Below are 21,162 nucleotides of genomic sequence, written 5' to 3' on the forward strand. Positions count from 1 at the left end.
TCTCTATTCCCTTAAGGATTTGCCTGTTACTTGAAGGAATATACTTTCTAAGTTTACTTCTTCATATTTGAAGCTTTTAAGTTTTATTCCAAGGGCTCTAACCTTATCAATGACATCCATGACATTTGTTTTATTATGAGATACAAGCATATATATTTCATTTTTATCAATAGTAACTTTTTCTATGCCGTCTATAGTTTTTATAGTTTGAAGTGCTTTTTCGCTTGCCACACTGTAGTTTAAAGTTAGAGTGTCGCAAGCGTCTATTTTTTCTTTAAGTTCCTCTTTTGTTCCAAGAGCTATTAGCTTTCCATGGTCAACTATTGCAACTCTCTTGCAGAGAAATTCAACCTCATCCATATAGTGGCTTGTATAAATTACAGTTATTCCTCTTTCTTTATTTAACTTTTTTACCGTTTCAAGTATATGGTTTCTAGATTGTGGATCTATGCCAACAGTAGGTTCATCGAGTATTAATAGTTTAGGATTGTTCATTAGTGCAACGCCTATATTTACTCTTCTTTTCATACCACCAGAAAATTCACCGATGGCTTGATTCTTTTTATCTTTTAATTCAATTATTTCAAGAACCTCGTCACATCTTTTTTTTATTTCCTTATTTGAAAGTCCGTAAAGACTGCCAAAGAATTCTAAGTTGTCCTTTGCACTTAATGACTCATATAATGCTATATCCTGTGGAACTATTCCCATTATCTTTTTTGCAGCAATAGGGTTTTTACTAAGGGATTTACCATTGACTTTTATTTCGCCGCTGGTAGGTGCTTTAACTGTACTTATCATAGATACTGTTGTGGATTTTCCAGCACCATTTGGTCCAAGCAGTCCGAAAATTTCACCATCCTCTACCTTTAAATTTATATTATCAACAGCAGTGTAATCACCAAATTTTTTTGTAAGATTTATTAATTCAAGCATTTTAAGCGCCTCCTTGTTTTCTATGGTCTAATTGTACGTTTTATTGGTAATTTTTAATATTCACCAAAGTACTCAATTTGTATAGTACTTTGGATAGCAATTTATGTATTACTTTAGTCATATAGAGAACGCAGGCATATGATGATATAATTTAAGAAATAGAATGGAGGAGAATGTTTATGATAGATTATTTATCTCCCAAAGGCAGATCACTAATAAAGAGAATTATGAGATTTGGAGCATTATTATTGATATTTTATAATGCTTTTACTCAAGTACATGGAAATTTACATTTAGCTATAATTGTAAGTGGTTTGATTATAAGTGTTGCAGTTAATGATTTTATAAGAGAGGAAATTTTTAGAGATTATAAGTCAGTTTGGTATTGTTTGTCATTTGCTTTAAGTAGTGCAATAAATGCTTATTTTACTTATAGAATTGCAGGCGAAGGAACATCAATATATAGTATTGTTTTGATAATTGATATACTTATGGGTACCGATAAAATTCCTGTTTCTCTTTTGATTGTTAATTTCATAGCATATTGTATTCCATATAAGATTAATTCTGATCCACAAATTAATCTTAGCTTAGAACAAATATTTCTGAATTATATGGGGATATTTATAGTCATTTTAATAATGAGAAGCTTTTTTGTTGAGAAAGTTAAGGCAATTAAATTAAATGAAGAGCTTACGAGTGTTAATTTAAAGCTTAAGGAGTATTCGGATAAAATAGAGGAACTTACTGTTTCAAAGGAAAGGACCAGGATAGCACAGGAGCTTCATGATTCAATTGGACATTCTCTTATAGCCTTAAGTATGAATTTGGAGTATGCCGAAAATGTGGTAGATATAAAGCCGGAGAAAGCAAAAGAAGTTATAAATAAAGCACATGATATGTCAAAGAATTGTATAATAAAACTTAGAGAAGTGGTAAGTGTAATGAAGGAGGATTCTTCAGTAAGTAACTTACGTGAAGCAATTAATAAACTTTTTATGAATTTTAAAAGTAATGAAAAATATAAGTTTAATTTGAGGATGTACAATGGAATTGAAGAGGAAGCAGGTAATATAAAAAGCTGCATTTATAAGACTATAATGGAAGGCATAACTAATGGAATTAAGCATGGAAAAGCGGAAGAATTTAATGTGGAAATAGAGAAGTCTTGTGGTAACATAGCACTTAAAGTTAGCAATAATGGTTTAGGATGCAGCAATATTAAAAAATCTAATGGAACTCTTGGTATAGAGAAGAGAATAACTGACCTTGGGGGTTCTGTTAAATTTTATTCTGAGAATGAAACTGGATTTATGATTGATGCAATTATACCTATGGGGGGGAAGGAATTATGATAAAGGTTATAATAGTTGATGATCAGGAAATTGTAAGGGAAGGGCTTAAGATGATACTTAGCCTTCATGAAGAACTTGAAATTATCGGGGAAGCTTCAAATGGTGAGGAGCTTTTAAAACTCATGGAAACTAAAAATCCAGAAGTTATTTTGATGGATATAAGGATGCCTGTTATGAATGGTATTGAAACTACGAAAGTTATGAAAGAGAAGTATCCTAATGTAAAAATTATAATATTAACTACTTTTAATGAGGATGAATATATATTTGAAGGACTTAAAAATGGGGCAGATAGTTATATTCTTAAGGATTCTGGCTCTAATGAAATATTAACAGCAATTAAAAGTGTTACTCAGGGAGAGATGCTTTTAAATCCTAAGGTGACAGCTAAGGTTGTAAATGCTTTAAATTCAATAAAACCTGTTTCAGAGACTAAAAATGAAGACAGTGAAAAGAAAAAGTTATTGGAGACACTTACACCAAGGGAACTTGAAGTTGCAAAGCATATTTTAGAAGGTAAAAGTAATAGGGAAATTGCAAAGGATTTATTTGTTACAGAAGGTACTGTTAAAAATTATGTTTCTAAAGTACTTGAAAAACTTCAGCTAAAAAGTAGAAGTGAGCTCATAATAGTGTTTCAAAATGTTAAATAAAATGCATAAATCATTATTGAAACACTATTATGAGCTTGGGCGATTAAGCCTATAAATTATAGAGTGGCAGTATATTATATATAAATATAATATAGTATATAAGTATCTGAAAATTTTTATGATGAATGTATGGGAAGAAGGAAAAATAATGAAAATTGGACTTGTTAGGCATTTTGAGGTAATTGAGCCTGAGATTAATGGAGGCATGACTTCAGCTGAGTTTAAAGCATGGCAGGATGGTTATGATACGGCTGATGTAAAAGTAAAGCCTGCCAATATTAAAAGTGAGGATTGGAAGGTATGTTATTGCAGTACTTTACCAAGGGCTATTAAGACTGCAAAAACGGTTTATAATGGACAAATAATACAGACAAATTTATTAAGAGAAATAGAAATTGGTCCCGCATTTAATACAAAAGTTAAGTTGCCATTTATGTTTTGGACTGTTATGGGAAGATGTGCATGGTACTTTTCGCACAAATCACAAAGTGAGAAGCATATAGAGACTAAAAGGAGAGCACATAAAATTGTTTCTGATATTTTAAATAAGCACCAAGAAAATATTTTAATAGTAAGTCATGGTGCTATTATGTATTACATAAGAAAAGAACTTTTAATTAATGGGTTTACTGGTCCAAGGTTTGCTAAGGCTAAAAATGGATTTCTGTATATTTTTCAGAAATAAAGAGCTGGATTTATGAAAAAGTATTTAAAAATGATATTTCAATGTGAAAAATGCAATAAGAACGATATTTTAGAGATATTTCGTAATAGTGATTTGAAACTTTAAATAAAAACAAGTGTAAACATTTGTAGGAGGAAAATAAAATGGAGTATAGGCATGAGATTATAACAACATCAAAAAAATTCCCTATTAAATATGTTATTCATGATGATGCTAAGGCAAGTATTCTTCGCCATTGGCATAGAGCAATGGAAATTAGTTTTACAATCAAAGGGAGTATAGATCTGTTTTATATTTCAGGAAAAACATATAAAACAGAAGAAAGAGATATATTAGTAATTAATTCAAATGAAATTCATTCGGTTTCTGTAATGGAATCACATAATAATCTTGCTTTAACACTAATTTTCCCATTTGACTTTATGAAAAGTGAATTTACTCAAGCTGGTTCTATATATTTTACTTTGAATGAAAAAGAAAAATTTACATCTGAACAAAAAAATGCCTATAAAGAATTACAGGGTCTTATGAATAAGTTTTTTAATATTGCAATTATGAAAGCAAATGATCTTAATTTTATTCAGTTAAAAGCTATTACTTATAAGATTTTTTACATTTTAATTAGGAACTTTTCCATAGAGAGAAAATCAGCGAAGATAGACAGTGACAAATATATTGATAGATTATCAGTTATTGCAGAGTATATTGACAATAATCATGCTGAGGAACTAACGGTTCCAGATTTGGCAAATGAATTTCATTTATCAGTTGGTTATTTATCTAGATTTTTTAAAAGATATACAGGTTTATCTATATATGATTATATAACTTTAGTTAGATTAAATTATGCACACGAGTTGCTGCTAAATGGTTCTGCACCAATTCATTATATTTCAGAGCAAACGGGGTTCCCTAATGATAAAGCATTTACTACGGCTTTTAAAAAGGTTTACAAAGAAACACCTTATCAATATAGAAAAAGTCATAAAAAGACCTTTTTTTAGGCACAATTTTACCCTTTGGGTTATTGAAAACGGTTTATTATATTAAATATAAAAGGAAATCGATTTCAATAAATACAAAGGAGTGTCAATAATGGAAAAAACGATAGAAAAAAAGAGTTTATTATTTAAGATTTCGGTATTGTCTGTTTCTTTATTATGTATGGGAGCTGCTTCAGTTTCGGCTACTATTCCTTTAATGGCAAAGACACTGTCTAATGTTTCATTAGCATCTATAGAAATGATAACTTCAATTCCTAATTTTGGCATCATAATATTTGTTTTTTTATCTCCGTTTATTGCTAAACTTATTGGTGATAAAAAAACAACATTATTAGGTTTGATTTTAACCTTAGTTGCTGGTATTTTCCCTATGTTCAGTGATAATTATACAGCTATTTTAATTTCTAGATTTATACTTGGATGCGGTGTAGGTTTATTTAATTCATTTGCTTACAGTTTAATTAGTTATTATTTTGAAGGAGACGAAAGAGCTAAGATGATGGGGTATCAAGCAGCTACATCATCAATAGGTAGTACTGTAATGTCACTATTAGTTGGTATGCTTGTAAAATATGGTTGGCATGCAAGTTATGGAGTATATGCAATTACTATAGTATCAATAGTGTTATTTGGAATAGTTGTTCCAGATACTAAGCATGAAGCTGAATTGAAAAAAGATAATTCAAATGCTAGTGCTGAAAAAACTAAGATAAGTCCTATGGTTGCTTTTTATACAGGATATTTATTTCTTATTTATATTGGATTTATGACAATTATTTATAAAGTAGCTACAATTATGATTTCAATGCATTATGGAACTGCAGCGGAAGCAAGTACTGTTCTTGCTGGTATAACAATTGTTGGCTTTATAGCTAGTTCAATGTTTGGCAAAGTTCATGAAAGATTTAAGATGTTTACATTACCTATTTCAGTAATATTTATGGGCATTAGTATTTATATAATTGGAACATCTACTAGCATGATGACAACTGTTATTGGAGCATTGATTTTAGGATTGTTCTTTGCTTTTGTTACGCCTTATTTCTTTTATAGAGCAACTCTTTATAGTAATGCTGTATCGCAGACATTGTCATCTTCAATTATGATTATTGGAATCAATTTAGGATGTTTTCTTAATCCTTATATTCTTGCATTTGTAAATAAATTATTTGGTACTACAAGTGTTACTTTTTCAGTAAAATTTGCTGGCGTTTTTATCCTTGTGTTAGGTGTTATCAACATATTAGTTACGAGTGTAAAAGGTAGAGTTCATGAAACAGTAAAAAGCAATTAAATTGGAGGTTTTAATTATGGATTATAACGATGAATTAAAGGAATTATCAAAGGTAGAAAAAAGAGATGGTTATTTTGTAAAATATGTTCCAGGAGAAAGTAAAGATGGAGTACTTGCCAAAAATGCAAGACAGGAAATTCTTTCCATGGGACAAGGCAGCGGAGAGCCAAGCAATGAAATAGACATTGTTAAAATGCGAGATGCTATGGGCTGGCCAGCAGTTGATATTTCAAATAATAAATTAACCATAATAAATAAAATAATTGAAGGATCAATTAATGTTAGAATTTATAAACAAGCGAAAGTCACAGCCAAAGCACCAGCTCTTTTCTACATTCATGGAGGAGGTTACTTTGGGGGATCAATAGACAACGTAGAAAATATTTGCCGTGCTTATGCAGACAAATCTGGATATACTGTTTTTTCTGTTGATTACAGTTTATCACCAGAAAAGCCTTTCCCAGCTGGATTATTAGATTGCTACCGTGCTGTAAAATGGGCTTATGATAATGCTGAAGTGTTAAATATTGATGCAGATAAAATATTTATATCAGGAGATTCAGCAGGTGGAAACTTATCTATAACAACATCTATGATAGATATAACTCTGGGGACAAATTACATTAAAAAGATTGTTGCATTTTATCCAGCAATTGCAGCGGGGACTAATGGTAGAGGTGAGTATTGGGATTACTCAAAATTAGGTGCAAATTCAGAAGCAGTTGAATTAGTTTCAAAGTATGTTTCTGGGTTTGGATCAGGAAATAATTTAATTGACGGCTGGTATGCAGGCAAGATTAATATGTCAAATCCATTTATTTCACCTATATTTGCAGATGATAAAATACTTAGCAGTTTGCCAGCTACATTATTAGTGATAGGTGAATTTGATCCACTTCGATTACAAGGTGAAGCTTTTTTTAGACGTGTTAAAGAAGCTAAAGGTGATATTACTTATTTAAGATACAACGGTACAATTCATGCTTTTATGGATAAAATAGGAGATTTCCCTCAAGCAGAAGATGGAATTAAAGAAGCAGTTAAATTTTTAGAAGATTAATATAGAAAGTTTTATGTGAAAAATTAAAATCTATGTACATTAAAGCATTTTGATTGTTAGCTTTAGCGTACATAGATTTTTTATACAACATCGTTAATTTATATATTGTACTGATAAATTTGAAGTAAAGTATAGAGGACAATGAAGGTGGAATTGCAGCGGGCATATGTGCACTTATAAGTGTTAACATATTGATGCGTTGGTCTAATAAAAAAGAAGTTAATGCTATGCGCCCATTTTCTTATTATTGCGGGATAGTTTGAGGCTTAATTTTGATTTCACATTTTATCTAAGAAGCTGCGAAAGAACAATGCTTCGTCACATTAAAAAATTTCTATAAATCGAAGGTGAAAAAGCCGTAAAATGCTAAGGAATTTCAATAACTCGCTGGAATCTCAGACAGATTGAAATTTCTAATCATTTTACGATTTTTTCACCAAGATTTATTAGAGATTTTTTAAACTGTTCCTTCAGCATTATTCTTTTGCTTCCACGGCAGTGCAAGGAAAAAATAGCTTATATTTATTTCGTGAAAATAAATATAATGAATTTTGCATAAACTATTTTCATGTGCAATTTAATTCTTAGATTTTAATAATAATTATCTATTGATATTTATTATTAAAAAGTATAAAATGTTATTATAAAATTAAATAGAGGTGAAGTAAAATGTCAAAAGATTTTTATGATGTAATAGAAAATAGAAGGACGATATATGGTATAAGCAAGGAAAGCACAATTTCAGATGAGAGATTGAAGGAGATAATTGAATTTGCAGTTAAAAATACTCCTTCGGCCTTTAATTCTCAAAGTTCTAGAGTTGTTGTATTACTTGGTAAAGAGCATGATAAGGTATGGAACATTACTAAAGAGGAGCTTAGGAAAATAGTGCCTGCAGAAAATTTTCAAGGTACAGAGAAAAAGATAGATTCTTTTAAAAATGGTTATGGCACTATATTGTTTTTTGAAGATGAAAATATTGTTAAATCACTCCAACAACAATATGCACTATACAAAGATAACTTTCCTGTATGGTCGGAACAAGCTTCTGGAATGCTTCAGATAAATATATGGAATGCTCTTTCAGGAGAGGGATTGGGAGCATCTCTTCAGCACTATAATCCTTTAATTGATAATAAGGTTAGAGAGCAGTGGAATATACCACGAAATTGGAGATTAAGAGGCGAAATGCCATTTGGTAAACCTACTTCTGGTCCTCAAGATAAGGATTTTCTACCACTAGAAGATAGGGTTAAGTTTTATAGATAAAAAATTATTCAGTATATAACAAGTTCTGGCAGAATTAAAATAGTATGAAGATGGATTGGCAGAAGCTGTATTATTTAAATGAGTCAGTTAAATAAATGCTTATAGTGTATTTTTCCGATACTATTGGATTTTGGCTACATTTAAAAACTTATTCAACTATTTTAATTCTTTCTTACTCTGTAAATTTTCTTATAAATTAATTTAAAGCAGTTAAAAGTTATGGATGGCTCTCGGTTACTTTGCTCTGGAAAATCTAACAACATATAAAATAACATTTCTATTAGTGGGAAATATATATAATTTGTGCTTAAATTTAAAGTAAAGTGAACATTTACTTTAAATAAAGTTTATAATATAATATGTATGATTTAAATTAAATTAAAAAATGGAGATAATAGTATGAAAATAGGTAGAAATGATTTATGTTGGTGTAATAGTGGAAAAAAATATAAGAGGTGCCACTTAGAGTTTGATGAAAAAATGAGAGAAATGAAAAGCAAAGGATATATGGTTCCGCCAAGAAGACTTATAAAAAATGAAAGACAGATTGAAGGAGTAAGAAAAAGTGCCAAAATTAATAATGGACTTTTAGATTTAATTGGTGAAAATATAAAAGAGGGAATGACAACAGAGGAAATAGATAAGATGACATACGACTATACAGTAGATAATGGAGGAATTCCAGCAACTCTTAATTATGAAGGATTTCCTAAAAGTATCTGCACATCTGTAAATAATGAAGTATGCCATGGAATACCAAGTGAAAATGTAGTGCTTAAAAGTGGAGATATTGTAAATGTTGATGCAACAACTATACTTAATGGTTATTATTCAGATGCATCAAGGATGTTTATGATTGGTGAGGTAAGTGAAGAAGCCAAAAGATTGGTTGAAGTAACTAGAGAATGTTTAAAGCGAGGTGTAGAGGCAGTTAAACCTTGGGGATTCTTAGGAGACATAGGAGCAGCAGTTCAAGAATATGCGGAAAGTAATGGATATTCGGTAGTTAGGGAATTTGGAGGACATGGAGTTGGATTAGATATGCATGAAGATCCATTTGTTTCTCATACGGGGGAGAAAGGGACAGGCATGCTGTTGGTTCCAGGAATGATGCTTACTGTTGAACCTATGATAAATGCTGGAGGTCCTGAAATAACTATAGATAAAGGCAATGGTTGGATTGTTCGTACAGCTGATGGTTCTCTTTCAGCTCAATGGGAACACACAATTCTTGTAACTGAAGACGGTATAGAGATAATTGCAAAATAAAATATTAAATAGCAGCTGTGACGTGATTGCTCAGCGGCTATTTTTTATTTAGTATAAAATTTATTTGTAATATAGTGGGGCGAAATAGAAAAAAGTTGTAGTGAAAATCATATTAAATATATAAATTATTTTTGTCATAAGGAGTTAGTTGAGAAGAAACTTTCTTGACATGCACAAAAACTCAATTATAATAAAAACATGGATAAGATATACTTCCATTGTTATCCATGATAAAAGTTTATAAGTGGAGGCAAAAATGCACAAGTTTTTAATGAATAGAAAAATGTATAGGAATCTAGATATAGGTATGTTAATAACGGCAATAGCCATATCGTGTTTTGGTATAATCAATATTTATAGTGCTACACATAACCAATTTGGCAATTATTATGCTAGGTTGCAGTTGTTATGGGTTGTATTAGGAATAGTATCAATTTTTTTGATTATACATATTGACTATAGAACCATAATTCAATATGCTGACTTAATATATTGGAGTGGTGTTGGAGTTTTACTATTTAATGATATAACTAGTAAGGCGATAAAAGGTGCATCTTCATGGATAAGAATAGGGGATAGAGCTTTAGAACCAGCAGAGTTTGTAAAAATAGGGCTGATACTAATTATTGCAAAAAAGTTAGAAGAAATGGATTGCAATATAAATAATTCAAGGAACTTCTTGATACTATGTGTATATGCATTTATACCAATTTTATTAATAGTAGTACAACCTAATTTGGGTATGGCGTTAATATATATATTTATAGTTATTTGTATTTTTTTTATTGCTGATTTAAATATAAAGGCTATGGTAATAGGTCTGATGTCTTCTATACCGTTAGGTCTTATTATTTGGTTTAGTGGAATTTTAAAACCGTATCAAAAACAAAGAATAACTTCTTTCTTAAATCCTGGAATGTACCAGCAAAATACTAGTTTTCAGCTTACACAGTCTATAATAGGAATAGGTTCTGGAGGACTTATGGGATCAGGATTTTTAAAGGGTTTACAAGTATCCGGTGGATATATTCCTGAAATACATACTGATTTTATATTTTCTGTAATTGGAGAAGAATGGGGACTTATTGGTGCTATAGTACTTTTATTAGCATATGTAATATTGATATGCAGAATTATAAAGTCAGCAAAAGAATCAAAAGATTTTCTAGGAAGATTTATATGTATTGGTGTAGCAGCTTCTTTTATTTTTTCTGTATTTCAAAATATAGGGATGACTATCGGAATTATGCCTATTTCAGGGATAACTCTTCCACTTGTGAGTTATGGAGGAAGTTCTAATTTAGCTAATTTTATTTCATTAGCATTAGTTTTAAATATAGGCATGAGGAAATATTTTAATAATTAAATTATATATGTACCAAAATGCTTTCCTGCTAGTATTTTAGTACATGTATAATAATTTAACCTTTTACTTTGCAAATATTTAAGTATTATTGTAAACAAAACTATATAGCTTTGTTTTTTGAATTATATTTAAATATAGCAGATTTAATTGCCATGTAATCAACGTCATCTGGAAGAGCTTCTTTTATTGGTCTTAACTTAGCTGTGCCTAACATTCTGATTTTTTCATATATTAAATCTCTGTATTCTTCAGGTATATATGAATCTAAATTTACATTAAGCCCTTCCTTAGCACATTTTATAATATGCTGCTGTATGGTTGGTATGGTTAGATCTCTTGTTTTAGCAATTTCGGATATAGACATACCTTTTTTATATAGATTATAAGTTTCAATGTGAGTAGGAGTTTTTTTCGATAAAACTTCTGGCGCGGAAATTGTAGTGGTTTTATTGTCATCTACAGTTAAATTTGTTTCTTCTACATATTTTTTTATGCTGTCTTCAAAGATTTTTCCGTACTTATTATATTTTATCTCACCTACACCTTTAATTTGAAGCATAGAATCTTTATCTTTAGGATAGTACTTGCACATTTCAATCAAAACAGCATCTGAAAAAATTATGTACGGAGGTACATTTTCGCTCTTTGCTAAATTCGTTCTTATACCTTTTAAGATTTCAAATAAACTATTATCGGCATTTATAGTGTGCTCTTCAACAATGTGGATTTTTTGAACTACCTTTTTATTACCCTTTAAAACATCAATGCTTTTTTGACTCATTTTTACAACAGGATATTGATCATCAGATAAATATAAGTAACCATCAGCTATAAGAGTATTTATTAAATTAGTAATTTGCTTTAAAGTATAATCTTTCATGATTCCATATGTAGATAATGATTCAAAGTGAAATCTTTCTACTTTAGCATTTTTAGAGCCTTTAAGTACTTCTGATATCAAGGTTACTCCAAAATTTTGTCTCATTCTGTACACACAGGAAATAATTTTTTGAGCATCTAAGGTAATATCAATTGTCTCAACATTTCCAGTGCAATTTATGCAGTTATCACAGTTGTCGGCTTCATAATCTTCACCGAAATAGTTTAGAATATATTTTCTAAGACAGGTTGTGGTCATGCAGTAATTTATCATGTCATTTAGTTTCTTCATTTCTATTCTTTGTCTGTCAAAAGACGGAATGCTAAGCTTTATCAAAAATTTTTGAATTTGTATATCCTGACCGCTAAATAAAAGTATACATTCACTTTTTTCACCGTCTCTTCCTGCACGTCCGGCTTCTTGATAATATGATTCTATATTTTTAGGCATATTATAGTGAATTACAAAACGTACATTTGATTTATCTATACCCATTCCAAAGGCATTTGTTGCAACTATTATTTTGGTTTCATCAAATAAAAAAGACTCTTGGTTTTCACTTCTATCTTTGTCTGACATACCTGCATGATATTTTCCAACAGAGTAGCCAAGATTATAGAGCTTTTCCTGAAGAGAATCTACCTCTTTCCTGGTTGCGGCATATATTATTCCTGAAATACCTTTGTGCTTTGCTAGATATTTTATTAGAAAATCAAATTTGTTTTCATTTTTTACTATAGAATAGAATAGATTATCTCTATCAAAGCCTGTGATAAAGTAATTAGGGTTTCTAAGTTCAAGCAGATTCATTATGTCCTTTTTAACTTCATCTGTTGCTGTTGCCGTGAAAGCGGAGACTATAGGTCTTTTTTCTAAGGAACTAATAAATGGTGCAATGTGCTTATAACTTACTCTAAAGTCATGTCCCCATTGAGATACACAGTGAGCTTCATCTATGGCAATCATTGATATATTTAAGCTCTTAACTACATTTTTAAAATAGTCCTGTTCTAGTCTTTCTGGTGCAACATATAATATTTTTAAATGCCCAGAAATGGCTGCCATCATGATTTCATTTGTCTTTTTAATAGATAGAGTACTGTTTATAAAAGCTGCGTTAACTCCATTTTCTTTTAAAGTATCAACTTGATCTTTCATAAGAGAGATTAGTGGAGTTACAACTAAAGTAAGTCCGTCCATATATAACGCAGGTACTTGATAGCATATGGATTTTCCACCTCCTGTTGGCATTATAGCGAAGGTGTCTCTACTATCTAATATGCTTTTTATTATGTCTTCCTGACCACTTCTAAATGATGAATATCCAAAGTATTTTTTTAATATATTAAATATGTTTTTATCCATACAAAGCTCCTTAAATTGTTATAAATCAATGTTAATTCGATTTTGAGGTTAAACAAGGAAAAATCCTTCCGTGCCTACGGAATTTTAGGCTGTAACACATTATCTGCCTATAATATATTATAGTATTTTTCGTAGAGAAGCGGAGAAAAATTAACCTTGCCTTTATTCCAAGCAAAGTAATAGTATTTTGGGAACGATTTAAATAAAATTCAATAAGCCTTGCTCCAAATTATAAAAAGACTTAGAAATTTTAATTTGTCTGAGCACTTTTTTCAGCGAGTTATTAAAATTTCTTAGTATTTTTACAATTTGGAGCTTAGACTTATGATTTTTATTTAATGTTTCAAAATACTATTACTTTGCAACAGTCCTAATATAATTATAAACAAAAATTTAAATAAATAAACTAGTTTACTTTAAATATTCTTGCACCATTTGGGGGTAGAGGGATATTTAATCTATTATTAGTTACTTTTATATATTCTTCATTTATGAGATCTGTTATAGAAGAGGAAAAGTCAGTAGAAAAATTAATTTCAACAGATTCTTTGGAACAATTTAAAGCTGTTACTATTTTTTCATTATCAGTATAGCGCAAAAATGCAAATTGTTTGTTAGAAATAAAGAGCTGTTTATAATTGCCTAAGGTTAGAGCTTCTGATTTACTGCGTATTTTAGAGAGAGATTTTATGAGATTATTTAGTTTAAGGTTTCCTGATGACATAAGTTCAGATAAGTTAAGTTCTGGCCTTAAAGCTTTATCTGAATTATTTTCCTTTACTCCAGTTACTCCAAAGTCACTTCCGTAATAAATTGACGGAATGCCTGGCATTGTAAACAGAAGAGTATATATAGGATATAAATTATCTTTGTCCGTTAAGGTACTTGCAATACGGTTAACATCATGGTTGTCTACAAAATTATATAGAGGCAAGTTTTTGTATATACCGCCGTCTCCAAATTGTCTGTTCAGTGAGTAAGCTATTTCAAAGTAGTTAAGAGAATTGTGACTAGAATGAAGTCCTTTATAACACTCATAGTTTGTAACTGAATCTAAGGTATCCTTATTTGCAAATCTTGCATAATCGCCAAAGATAACCTCTCCAAGTAAAAAGAAATCTGGATTTATATTTTTACAAAAGGATGAAATTTCTTTGAGAAAATTTATGTCTATGCAGTCAGCTGCATCAAAACGTATCCCATCAATCTTAAATTCATCCATCCAAAACTTTATTACATTGAAGATAAAGTTTTTAACATCTTGATTTTGTACATTTAGTTTTACAAGATCATAACATCCATGCCAGGTCTCGTACGAAAAATCATCATTGTATGGACTTTTATTATTAAAGTTTATTCCTGCAAACCATGATACAAAAGGTGAGGAGGCTTTATTTTTAATTAAATCGAGAAAATTCGGAAAATTCCTGCCGACATGATTAAATACACCATCAAGTACAATTCTAATGCCATTTTTATGAAGTTTGTCTACAAGGTGCTTGAGGGTGGAATTTGTGCCAAGTCGCCTATCAATCGAAAAATAGTCGGCCGTATCGTAGCCATGTGTCGAAGATTCAAAAATAGGTCCTAAATATAGGGTATTTATTCCAAGAGATTTCAGATAAGGTATCCATTCTTCGATTTTTTTAAGGCGCGCAACTGGTTTGGAGTTAAAGTCATTATTTAAAGGAGCACCGCAGAATCCCAATGGATATATATGATAAAAAATAGATTTATAATACCATGAATTATTCATAATAGTAACCTCCCTGTATAAATATAGTCTTTCCATATATAATATAACACATATAGAAAGACTAATATAATGTTAAAAAGAAAATCAACAGGCATTTTAAAAGGTAAATTATTGTGATATTACAATTTCATGAACTTTTTGAGTACTAAATTTCAATATTTCGTCATTATATGCAAATTTAATAGGTTTTTCATCTGCTAAAATTTTTAAAGGTTTAAATTTAGTAAGTAGATTAAAGTTAAAACCCTTGTATGATTCTCTATAGTCATTTTTGGTATTATCAATTTTAATTGTACATGTACTTGAAGTTTTAGTAACTGTACATTTGTAGATATTGTAAATGCCATTTCTATAATCAAAGCTTTCACCATCATCTTGATAATGAGTGCAGCTGAAATTTCCATTTTCATAAGGCAAATAAATATTAAAAATAGGATTAGTGATTTCTTTTTCTCCTATATAATTTTGAACAGGATAATTAGGTATTATACTGCCTGATTTTATATATATAGGACATGTATCAATAGGTGCATATTTTATTATATACTGACCACCTGAAAAATGTTCATGTGTCCAGTAATCAATCCAATTATCACCATTAGGGAGATAAACCATTCTATGAGATTTACCCTGTTCTACAATTGGTGCAACTAATATGTTATCACCACATAAAAATTCGTCATTTAATTCATAAGTTTCTTTATCATTTTGATAATTTAAAAGTAGTGGTCTTATTATTGGAAGTCCATCATTTTCCTCCTTAAAGAAAAAATCATATAGATAGGGAATTAATTTGTATCTCAATTTAATATATTTTCTCACAATATCCTCTGTTTTTTCATCAAAAGCCCAAGGCTCCTGTTCTCTTGTGAAAATTGATGAATGATTTCTAAATAGGGGAGTAAAACATCCAACTTGTGTCCATCTTGATAAAAGTTCGCTTGTACAATCAAAGCCAAATCCTCCAACATCTGTGCCGCAGAAAACCATGCCGCTTAGCCCTAAATTCATAAGCATTGGCAGAGACATTCTTAAGTGTTCCCAAAGGCTTTGGTTATCTCCTGTCCATACAGTGGAGTATTTTTGAGTGCCAGCAAAACAAGCTCTCGTTATTACAAAAGGTCTTTTATTTGAATATTTTTTAATGCCTTCATAGGTTGCTTTAGCCATGTAATGTCCGTAAACGTTGTGGATTTCCCTATGTGATGTTTTTATGCCATCATTATTAAACATAACATCATCTGGAAGAGGACCGTTAAAGCTTGCAGGTTCATTCATGTCGTTCCATATTCCAGATACGCCGCAGTCCAGCATGATCTTTTGATTGTTTGCCCACCAGTTTCTAACCTTACTATTTGAAAAATCAGGGTATAAGGCTTTTCCAGGCCATACCTCATTTACGTAGGGAATGCCGTCCTTATCTGTTGCAAAGTAGTTACCTTTTATACCTTCATCATATATTTTATAGTCTTTATCTTTTTTTACACCAGGATCGATAATTGTCACTACTTTGAAGCCCTTTTGCTTCAATTCATGAAGTGTTTTTTTAGGATCTTTAAACTTATTTTTGTCCCAGGTAAAAACTCTATATCCATCCATATAATCTATATCCAAATACAGTGCATCGCATGGAATATCCTTATTTCTAAAGGCATCTGCTAGTTCAACTAATTTTGATTCTGGAACATAAGACCATCTGCATTGATGATATCCTAAAGTCCAAAGGGCAGGTAAAGGTGTTCTTCCTGTTAAATAAGTATAATTTTTAACTACATCCTTTACGGAAGGACCATATATAAAATAGTAATTTAAATTTCCGTCAGCAGCGCCAAATGAATAGTAACTGCTATTTTCTTTTCCCATATCAAAATGAGTTTCAAAGGTATTATCTAAAAATATACCAAAAGCTTTTTTATCTTTTAAAGCTATAAAAAAGGGTATGGATTCATAAAGTGCTTCAAAGCTTTCAACATGAGGACTTGCAATGTCAGAGTTCCACATTTTATAGTGATATCCTTTTTTATTTAAGTGGCCTGTTTTTTCACCAAAACCATAAAAGAAAGTGTTGTCTTCAAGTTTTTTTAGAACATTGAATTTACATATGTTCGCTTCAGCTTTTATTTTATGTCCTTCCTTATTAGCAAGCTCACAGGCTCCGGCATTTAAGCCATTTCTTACGAAGGGAGCTCTTTTACCTCTATAATCTTCACATAGTAAATTTCCATGTGAATCGTATATATCTACTTTAAATTCATCATATATGTTTATTTTTAAATTTCCTGTACATATTGTTATTTTTGAAGAATATCTTTCAATTTTAAAGGTAGACTTTTTGGTTTTTAGGTTTTCAATAGATTTTGAAACTCGTTTGTCTGTTTTAAAAGGAACAAAGAAATTAATAATTGATGGCGATACTATTTCAATTAGAGCTTTTTTATTTTCAAATATTAATTCTATTTTATTTTCTTTTTGCAAGTAATTTTGTATTTTACCAAACATAAGCAGCACCTCTTTATATTAGTTTAAAGAACCTACAATATTTATTTTATACTTCCGGCTGTTACGGACTTTATAATGTGTTTTTGTGCAACGAAATAGAAGATTATAACAGGTATTATATCAAGTATTAATCCGGCTAAGGCTAAATTCCACTGCTTAGTGTACTCACCAAAGAAGAAGAATGTTTTTAGCGGAATTGTAAGTGTACTAGGTTTATTAATTACGAGAGATGGAAGTAGATAATCGTTCCATATCCACACAGTGTTAAGTATTGCAACAGTGACTGACATAGGTTTTAGAAGTGGAAAAATTATATACCAAAAAGTTTGAAATTTGCTACAGCCATCAAGCATAGCAGCTTCGTCTAGTTCTTTTGGAATGCTTTTCAAGAAACCATGATATAGAAAAATTGATAAAGCGGCACCGAAGCCTAGGTACATAAATATTATGCCACCTACATTTAGAAGATGTAATTTTCCCATAAATCTTATAAGAGGAAGCATTACAGATTGAAACGGTATAATCATTGAAGCTATAAAAAGCATCAAAATAAAATTGCTAAGCTTGCTTTTTGTTCTTTCAAGCATCCAGGCAGCCATAGATCCAAAGATTATTATTAATGCAACACTTACTATAGTTATAAATAATGAGTGTGACAGAGAAGTAAAGAAATCTAGTTCTTTATAAGCGTCTTTAAAATTGTCTAAAATTAATGATTTTGGCAGTGCTAAGGTACTTGAAAAGAGTTCAGACTTAGTTTTAAAAGCATTTACTATAATTATATAAAAAGGGGATAAAAATAATAAAGCTGCAAGTATTCCAATTATAGTTGTAGGAAGATTAGATATATGAAACTTTTTTTGTTTAACCATTATGCTTCCACCTCACCTTTCTTTGAGAAATATACTTGAGTTAATGAAATGCATCCTACTATAAGGAAGAATATTACTGCTTTTGCCTGGGCTACTCCCATATGGTTAAATTGGAAAGCAGTATTATATATATTCATTGCTAGCATTTCTGTAGAATTTGCAGGTCCACCTGCTGTTAGGGACAAGTTTTGATCGTATAATTTAAACGAATTTGATAGAGTGAGGAAAATACTTACAGTAAATGCTGGCCTTATTAGAGGTATTATAATATTTTTGATTTTCTGCCAGCCATTAGCGCCATCAATTTCTGCAGCCTCAAGAACTTCAGCAGGTATATTTTCAAGCGAAGTTATATAAATTATCATTAAGTATCCAGACATTTGCCATGCCATTATTATTACAAGACCAATTAAACCTGTTGTACTATTTGACAACCATCCGAGAAGCCATTTTTGATTAAATAGAGAACCAAGGGATGCAAACACTTGTACAAATATGAATTGCCATATAAAACCTAATATAAGTCCGCCTATAAGATTTGGCATAAAAAATATTGTTCTAAGCAAATTATTTAGTTTTGACTTTCTTGTAACTAAAAGAGCAAGACCAAAAGCAATGCAGTTTAGTACAATAAGAGATAGTATAGTGAATTTTAAAGTGAAGAAAAATGAGTGAGTGAAAGTAGAGTCTTTGAAAATATCAAAATAATTTTTAAGTCCCACGAATTTTGTTTTTGATTCAATTCCATTCCAGTCGGTAAAAGAATAATATATTCCGGTTACAAGAGGTACTAATTGAACTATAACATAGGCAATTAAAATAGGAGCTAGAAATGCCCAAAATGATAAGTTCTTTTTTGATTTCCTTAGCATAAAAAAACCTCCTCGATTTTTTATTTGTAAAATGTGGTGTTGCAATTTGTAGATTAAAGATATTGCTAACTAACATTGATTTTTGACACAAACAAGGGGAAGATTCATCTACTCCCACAGAATTTTAGGCATTAATTGCATAGATTTACTTTTAGATCTATAATGTTTGACATTTAAATAAGCTAATGTATTAATTATTATTAATCAAATTATCCATGGAATTATATACAAATACAAACATATTATAGTATTTTTCGTAGGGAAGTGGAGAAAAATTTACATTGCACTTATTCCAATGAAAGTAATAATATTTTGGAAACGATTTAAATAAAATTCAATAGGTCTTGTTCCAAATTATAAAAAGACTTAGAAATTTTAATTTGTTTGAGCTTTTTTTTAGCGAGTTATTAAAATTTCTTGGTATTTTTATAATTCGGAGCTTAGACTTATGATTTTTATTTAATGTTTCAAAATGTTATTACTTTTAAAATTATTTTCTTGAAGCAGCCCAAGTATCTTTTGCGTTTTTAACTAAGTTATCCCAAGTCATTTCTCCAGCTGTGTATTTTTGTAAGTCAGAACCAAGTTTGTTTTGACCCCAACCAGTAGGATATCCCATAAATACCCAAGGTATTGTTTTGCCTTCTTTAGAGTAGTTATTTATTTCTTTAGATATTGGATCAACGGGTTGTAAGTTTGCAGCATCATAACCTTTTAATGCAGGTATGAATTTAAAATCGTTTATTATTAAATTTTTACCCTTATCAGAAGTATAGAGCCAATTTAAGAAGTCTTTTGCCGCCTTTTTAGTTGCAGCATCTTTGCTAGAGTTTACAGCCCAGTACATAGGAACACCAACAGGTACACAGTCTTGTTTATCAGAGCCATCTATTGGCAATGGAAGTAATCCCATATTGTTAGCTACATTTTTATCTATTCCTGAAACTGTAGAATAAATCCAGTTACCTTGCTCTATTATGGCAACTTTATTTAAAGAGAATAATTTTTCAACTTGAGTTGAGTAATCAACACTATTAATGGATTTATCTGTCCCATCTGGTTTGTAAGCGTATTTATTTTGTATATCTACTATTTTTTTGAATCCATTAGCGTAAGTAAAGTTTATTGTTTTTGCATTATAAGCTGAAACACTATCCTTTAATTCTAATGCAAGTGGAACATTTGAATCGTGAAGTCCGCCAATCCAAGATTCTTTTCCAGCGGTTCCAAATACGGCATCAAGTCCTAATTCCTTTTTCTTGGAATCTAATGTCTGAACTGCTTTTTCAAGATCTGAGTATGTCTTTATAGTGGAAGTATCAATACCAGCCTTTTTAAAGATAGCTTTATTATATATAAATCCGTAACCTTCCATATCAAATGGTAAGCCATAAATTTTATTTTCCGATTTAACTGCATCTAAAGTTCCATCATATGCTTTAGAAACCCAAGGCTCTTTGGATAAATCCTCTAGCTTGTTTTTCCAATCTTTTACGTCCTGTGGACCACCAATATTATATATTGCAGGTTCATCACCAGAAGAAAACTTTGATTTTAAGGCTGCACCGTAATCCTGACCGCCTCCAACAGTTTGTACAGTTATGGAAACATTTTTATGTGTTGATTCGTAATCCTTTACAGCCTTCTCAAGAGCAGTTTTAGATTCAACTTTAAATTGGAATATAGTGAAGTTTACATCACTTGAAGAACTACTGCTGCCCCCACAGCCTGTAAGTAATCCTGTAGTTAATGTAAATGCACACGCAAGTGCCATTAGGCTTTTGATTCTTTTCATAGATATCCCTCCAATAATAATAAATAGTGCAATCGCTTGCATTTGTGTATATTATATTTTATTTATTTATTGATGTCAAATATATCCTTGAATAGGAAAATTAATATAATGTAATGGATTACAAGAGAATGACTATATAAATCCTTAATATGAAGAAATTTCATAAAAAATAACAATTGATTTTTAAGTGCAATGAACTTGATAATAGAATTAAGGTGGTATATAAAATGTT

The 21,162-nt window shown here is 30.4% G+C and carries 16 protein-coding genes; 9 read left to right on the plus strand and 7 right to left on the minus strand.

Annotated features, from left to right (window positions below; translation table 11 throughout):
* Positions 1-3: 3 nt before the first annotated feature.
* Positions 4-936 (minus strand): ABC transporter ATP-binding protein, encoded by a 933-nt coding sequence (locus tag BEE63_RS15560; protein ID WP_066022263.1) that lies wholly within the window; start codon positions 934-936, stop codon positions 4-6.
* Between the two features lie 179 nt (positions 937-1,115).
* Between BEE63_RS15560 and BEE63_RS15565 the strand changes: the two genes are divergently transcribed.
* The 9 genes from BEE63_RS15565 to rodA all read left to right on the plus strand — a co-directional run bounded on the left by BEE63_RS15565 (position 1,116) and on the right by rodA (position 10,891).
* Positions 1,116-2,291: a sensor histidine kinase gene (locus BEE63_RS15565; protein WP_066022264.1), complete on the plus strand. Its 1,176-nt coding sequence runs from the start codon at positions 1,116-1,118 to the stop codon at positions 2,289-2,291.
* Positions 2,288-2,944: a response regulator gene (locus BEE63_RS15570; protein WP_066022265.1), complete on the plus strand. Its 657-nt coding sequence runs from the start codon at positions 2,288-2,290 to the stop codon at positions 2,942-2,944. The genes BEE63_RS15565 and BEE63_RS15570 overlap by 4 nt, the downstream gene beginning before the upstream one ends.
* 118 nt (positions 2,945-3,062) lie before the next feature.
* Positions 3,063-3,629, plus strand: coding sequence for a histidine phosphatase family protein (locus tag BEE63_RS15575; RefSeq protein WP_081312576.1), 567 nt, complete (start codon positions 3,063-3,065; stop codon positions 3,627-3,629).
* Between the two features lie 143 nt (positions 3,630-3,772).
* The gene (locus tag BEE63_RS15580; protein WP_066022267.1) at positions 3,773-4,633 is read left to right on the plus strand and encodes an AraC family transcriptional regulator; all 861 of its coding nucleotides are present in this window, start codon (positions 3,773-3,775) and stop codon (positions 4,631-4,633) included.
* A gap of 91 nt (positions 4,634-4,724) precedes the next feature.
* On the plus strand, positions 4,725-5,927 hold the full coding sequence (locus tag BEE63_RS15585) for an MFS transporter (protein WP_066022268.1): 1,203 nt from the start codon (positions 4,725-4,727) through the stop codon (positions 5,925-5,927).
* 16 nt (positions 5,928-5,943) lie between these two features.
* Positions 5,944-6,987, plus strand: a complete 1,044-nt coding sequence (locus tag BEE63_RS15590; protein WP_066022269.1) for an alpha/beta hydrolase — start codon at positions 5,944-5,946, stop codon at positions 6,985-6,987.
* 669 nt (positions 6,988-7,656) lie between these two features.
* Entirely contained in the window at positions 7,657-8,256 is a 600-nt protein-coding gene (locus BEE63_RS15595; protein ID WP_066022270.1) for a nitroreductase family protein, read from the plus strand.
* 399 nt (positions 8,257-8,655) lie between these two features.
* Positions 8,656-9,525, plus strand: coding sequence for a methionyl aminopeptidase (locus tag BEE63_RS15600; RefSeq protein WP_066022271.1), 870 nt, complete (start codon positions 8,656-8,658; stop codon positions 9,523-9,525).
* Positions 9,526-9,781: 256 nt separating this feature from the next.
* The gene (rodA, locus tag BEE63_RS15605) at positions 9,782-10,891 is read left to right on the plus strand and encodes a rod shape-determining protein RodA (RefSeq protein ID WP_066022272.1); all 1,110 of its coding nucleotides are present in this window, start codon (positions 9,782-9,784) and stop codon (positions 10,889-10,891) included.
* Between the two features lie 100 nt (positions 10,892-10,991).
* Here rodA and recQ read toward each other — a convergent pair whose 3' ends face one another.
* From recQ to BEE63_RS15635, 6 genes are all read right to left on the minus strand, one after another.
* A complete protein-coding gene (gene recQ / locus BEE63_RS15610; protein ID WP_066022273.1) occupies positions 10,992-13,136 on the minus strand; it encodes a DNA helicase RecQ in 2,145 nt (714 codons plus the stop codon).
* 406 nt (positions 13,137-13,542) lie between these two features.
* Complete coding sequence (locus BEE63_RS15615) at positions 13,543-14,892, minus strand: alpha-amylase family glycosyl hydrolase (protein ID WP_066022274.1); 1,350 nt, start codon at positions 14,890-14,892, stop codon at positions 13,543-13,545.
* A 108-nt stretch (positions 14,893-15,000) separates the two neighbouring features.
* Positions 15,001-17,391 carry a glycoside hydrolase family 31 protein gene (locus tag BEE63_RS15620; protein ID WP_066022275.1) on the minus strand — a complete coding sequence of 797 codons (2,391 nt, stop codon included), beginning with the start codon at positions 17,389-17,391 and terminating at the stop codon, positions 15,001-15,003.
* A gap of 41 nt (positions 17,392-17,432) precedes the next feature.
* Complete coding sequence (locus BEE63_RS15625; protein ID WP_066022276.1) at positions 17,433-18,263, minus strand: carbohydrate ABC transporter permease; 831 nt, start codon at positions 18,261-18,263, stop codon at positions 17,433-17,435.
* A complete protein-coding gene (locus BEE63_RS15630; RefSeq protein ID WP_066022277.1) occupies positions 18,263-19,135 on the minus strand; it encodes a carbohydrate ABC transporter permease in 873 nt (290 codons plus the stop codon). The genes BEE63_RS15625 and BEE63_RS15630 overlap by 1 nt, the downstream gene beginning before the upstream one ends.
* Positions 19,136-19,625: 490 nt before the next feature.
* Positions 19,626-20,930 carry an ABC transporter substrate-binding protein gene (locus BEE63_RS15635; protein WP_066022278.1) on the minus strand — a complete coding sequence of 435 codons (1,305 nt, stop codon included), beginning with the start codon at positions 20,928-20,930 and terminating at the stop codon, positions 19,626-19,628.
* Positions 20,931-21,162 lie beyond the last annotated feature (232 nt).

Origin of the sequence: Clostridium pasteurianum, from assembly GCF_001705235.1 — a bacterium.
In the GTDB taxonomy this organism is placed as follows: Bacteria; Bacillota; Clostridia; order Clostridiales; family Clostridiaceae; genus Clostridium_S; species Clostridium_S pasteurianum_A.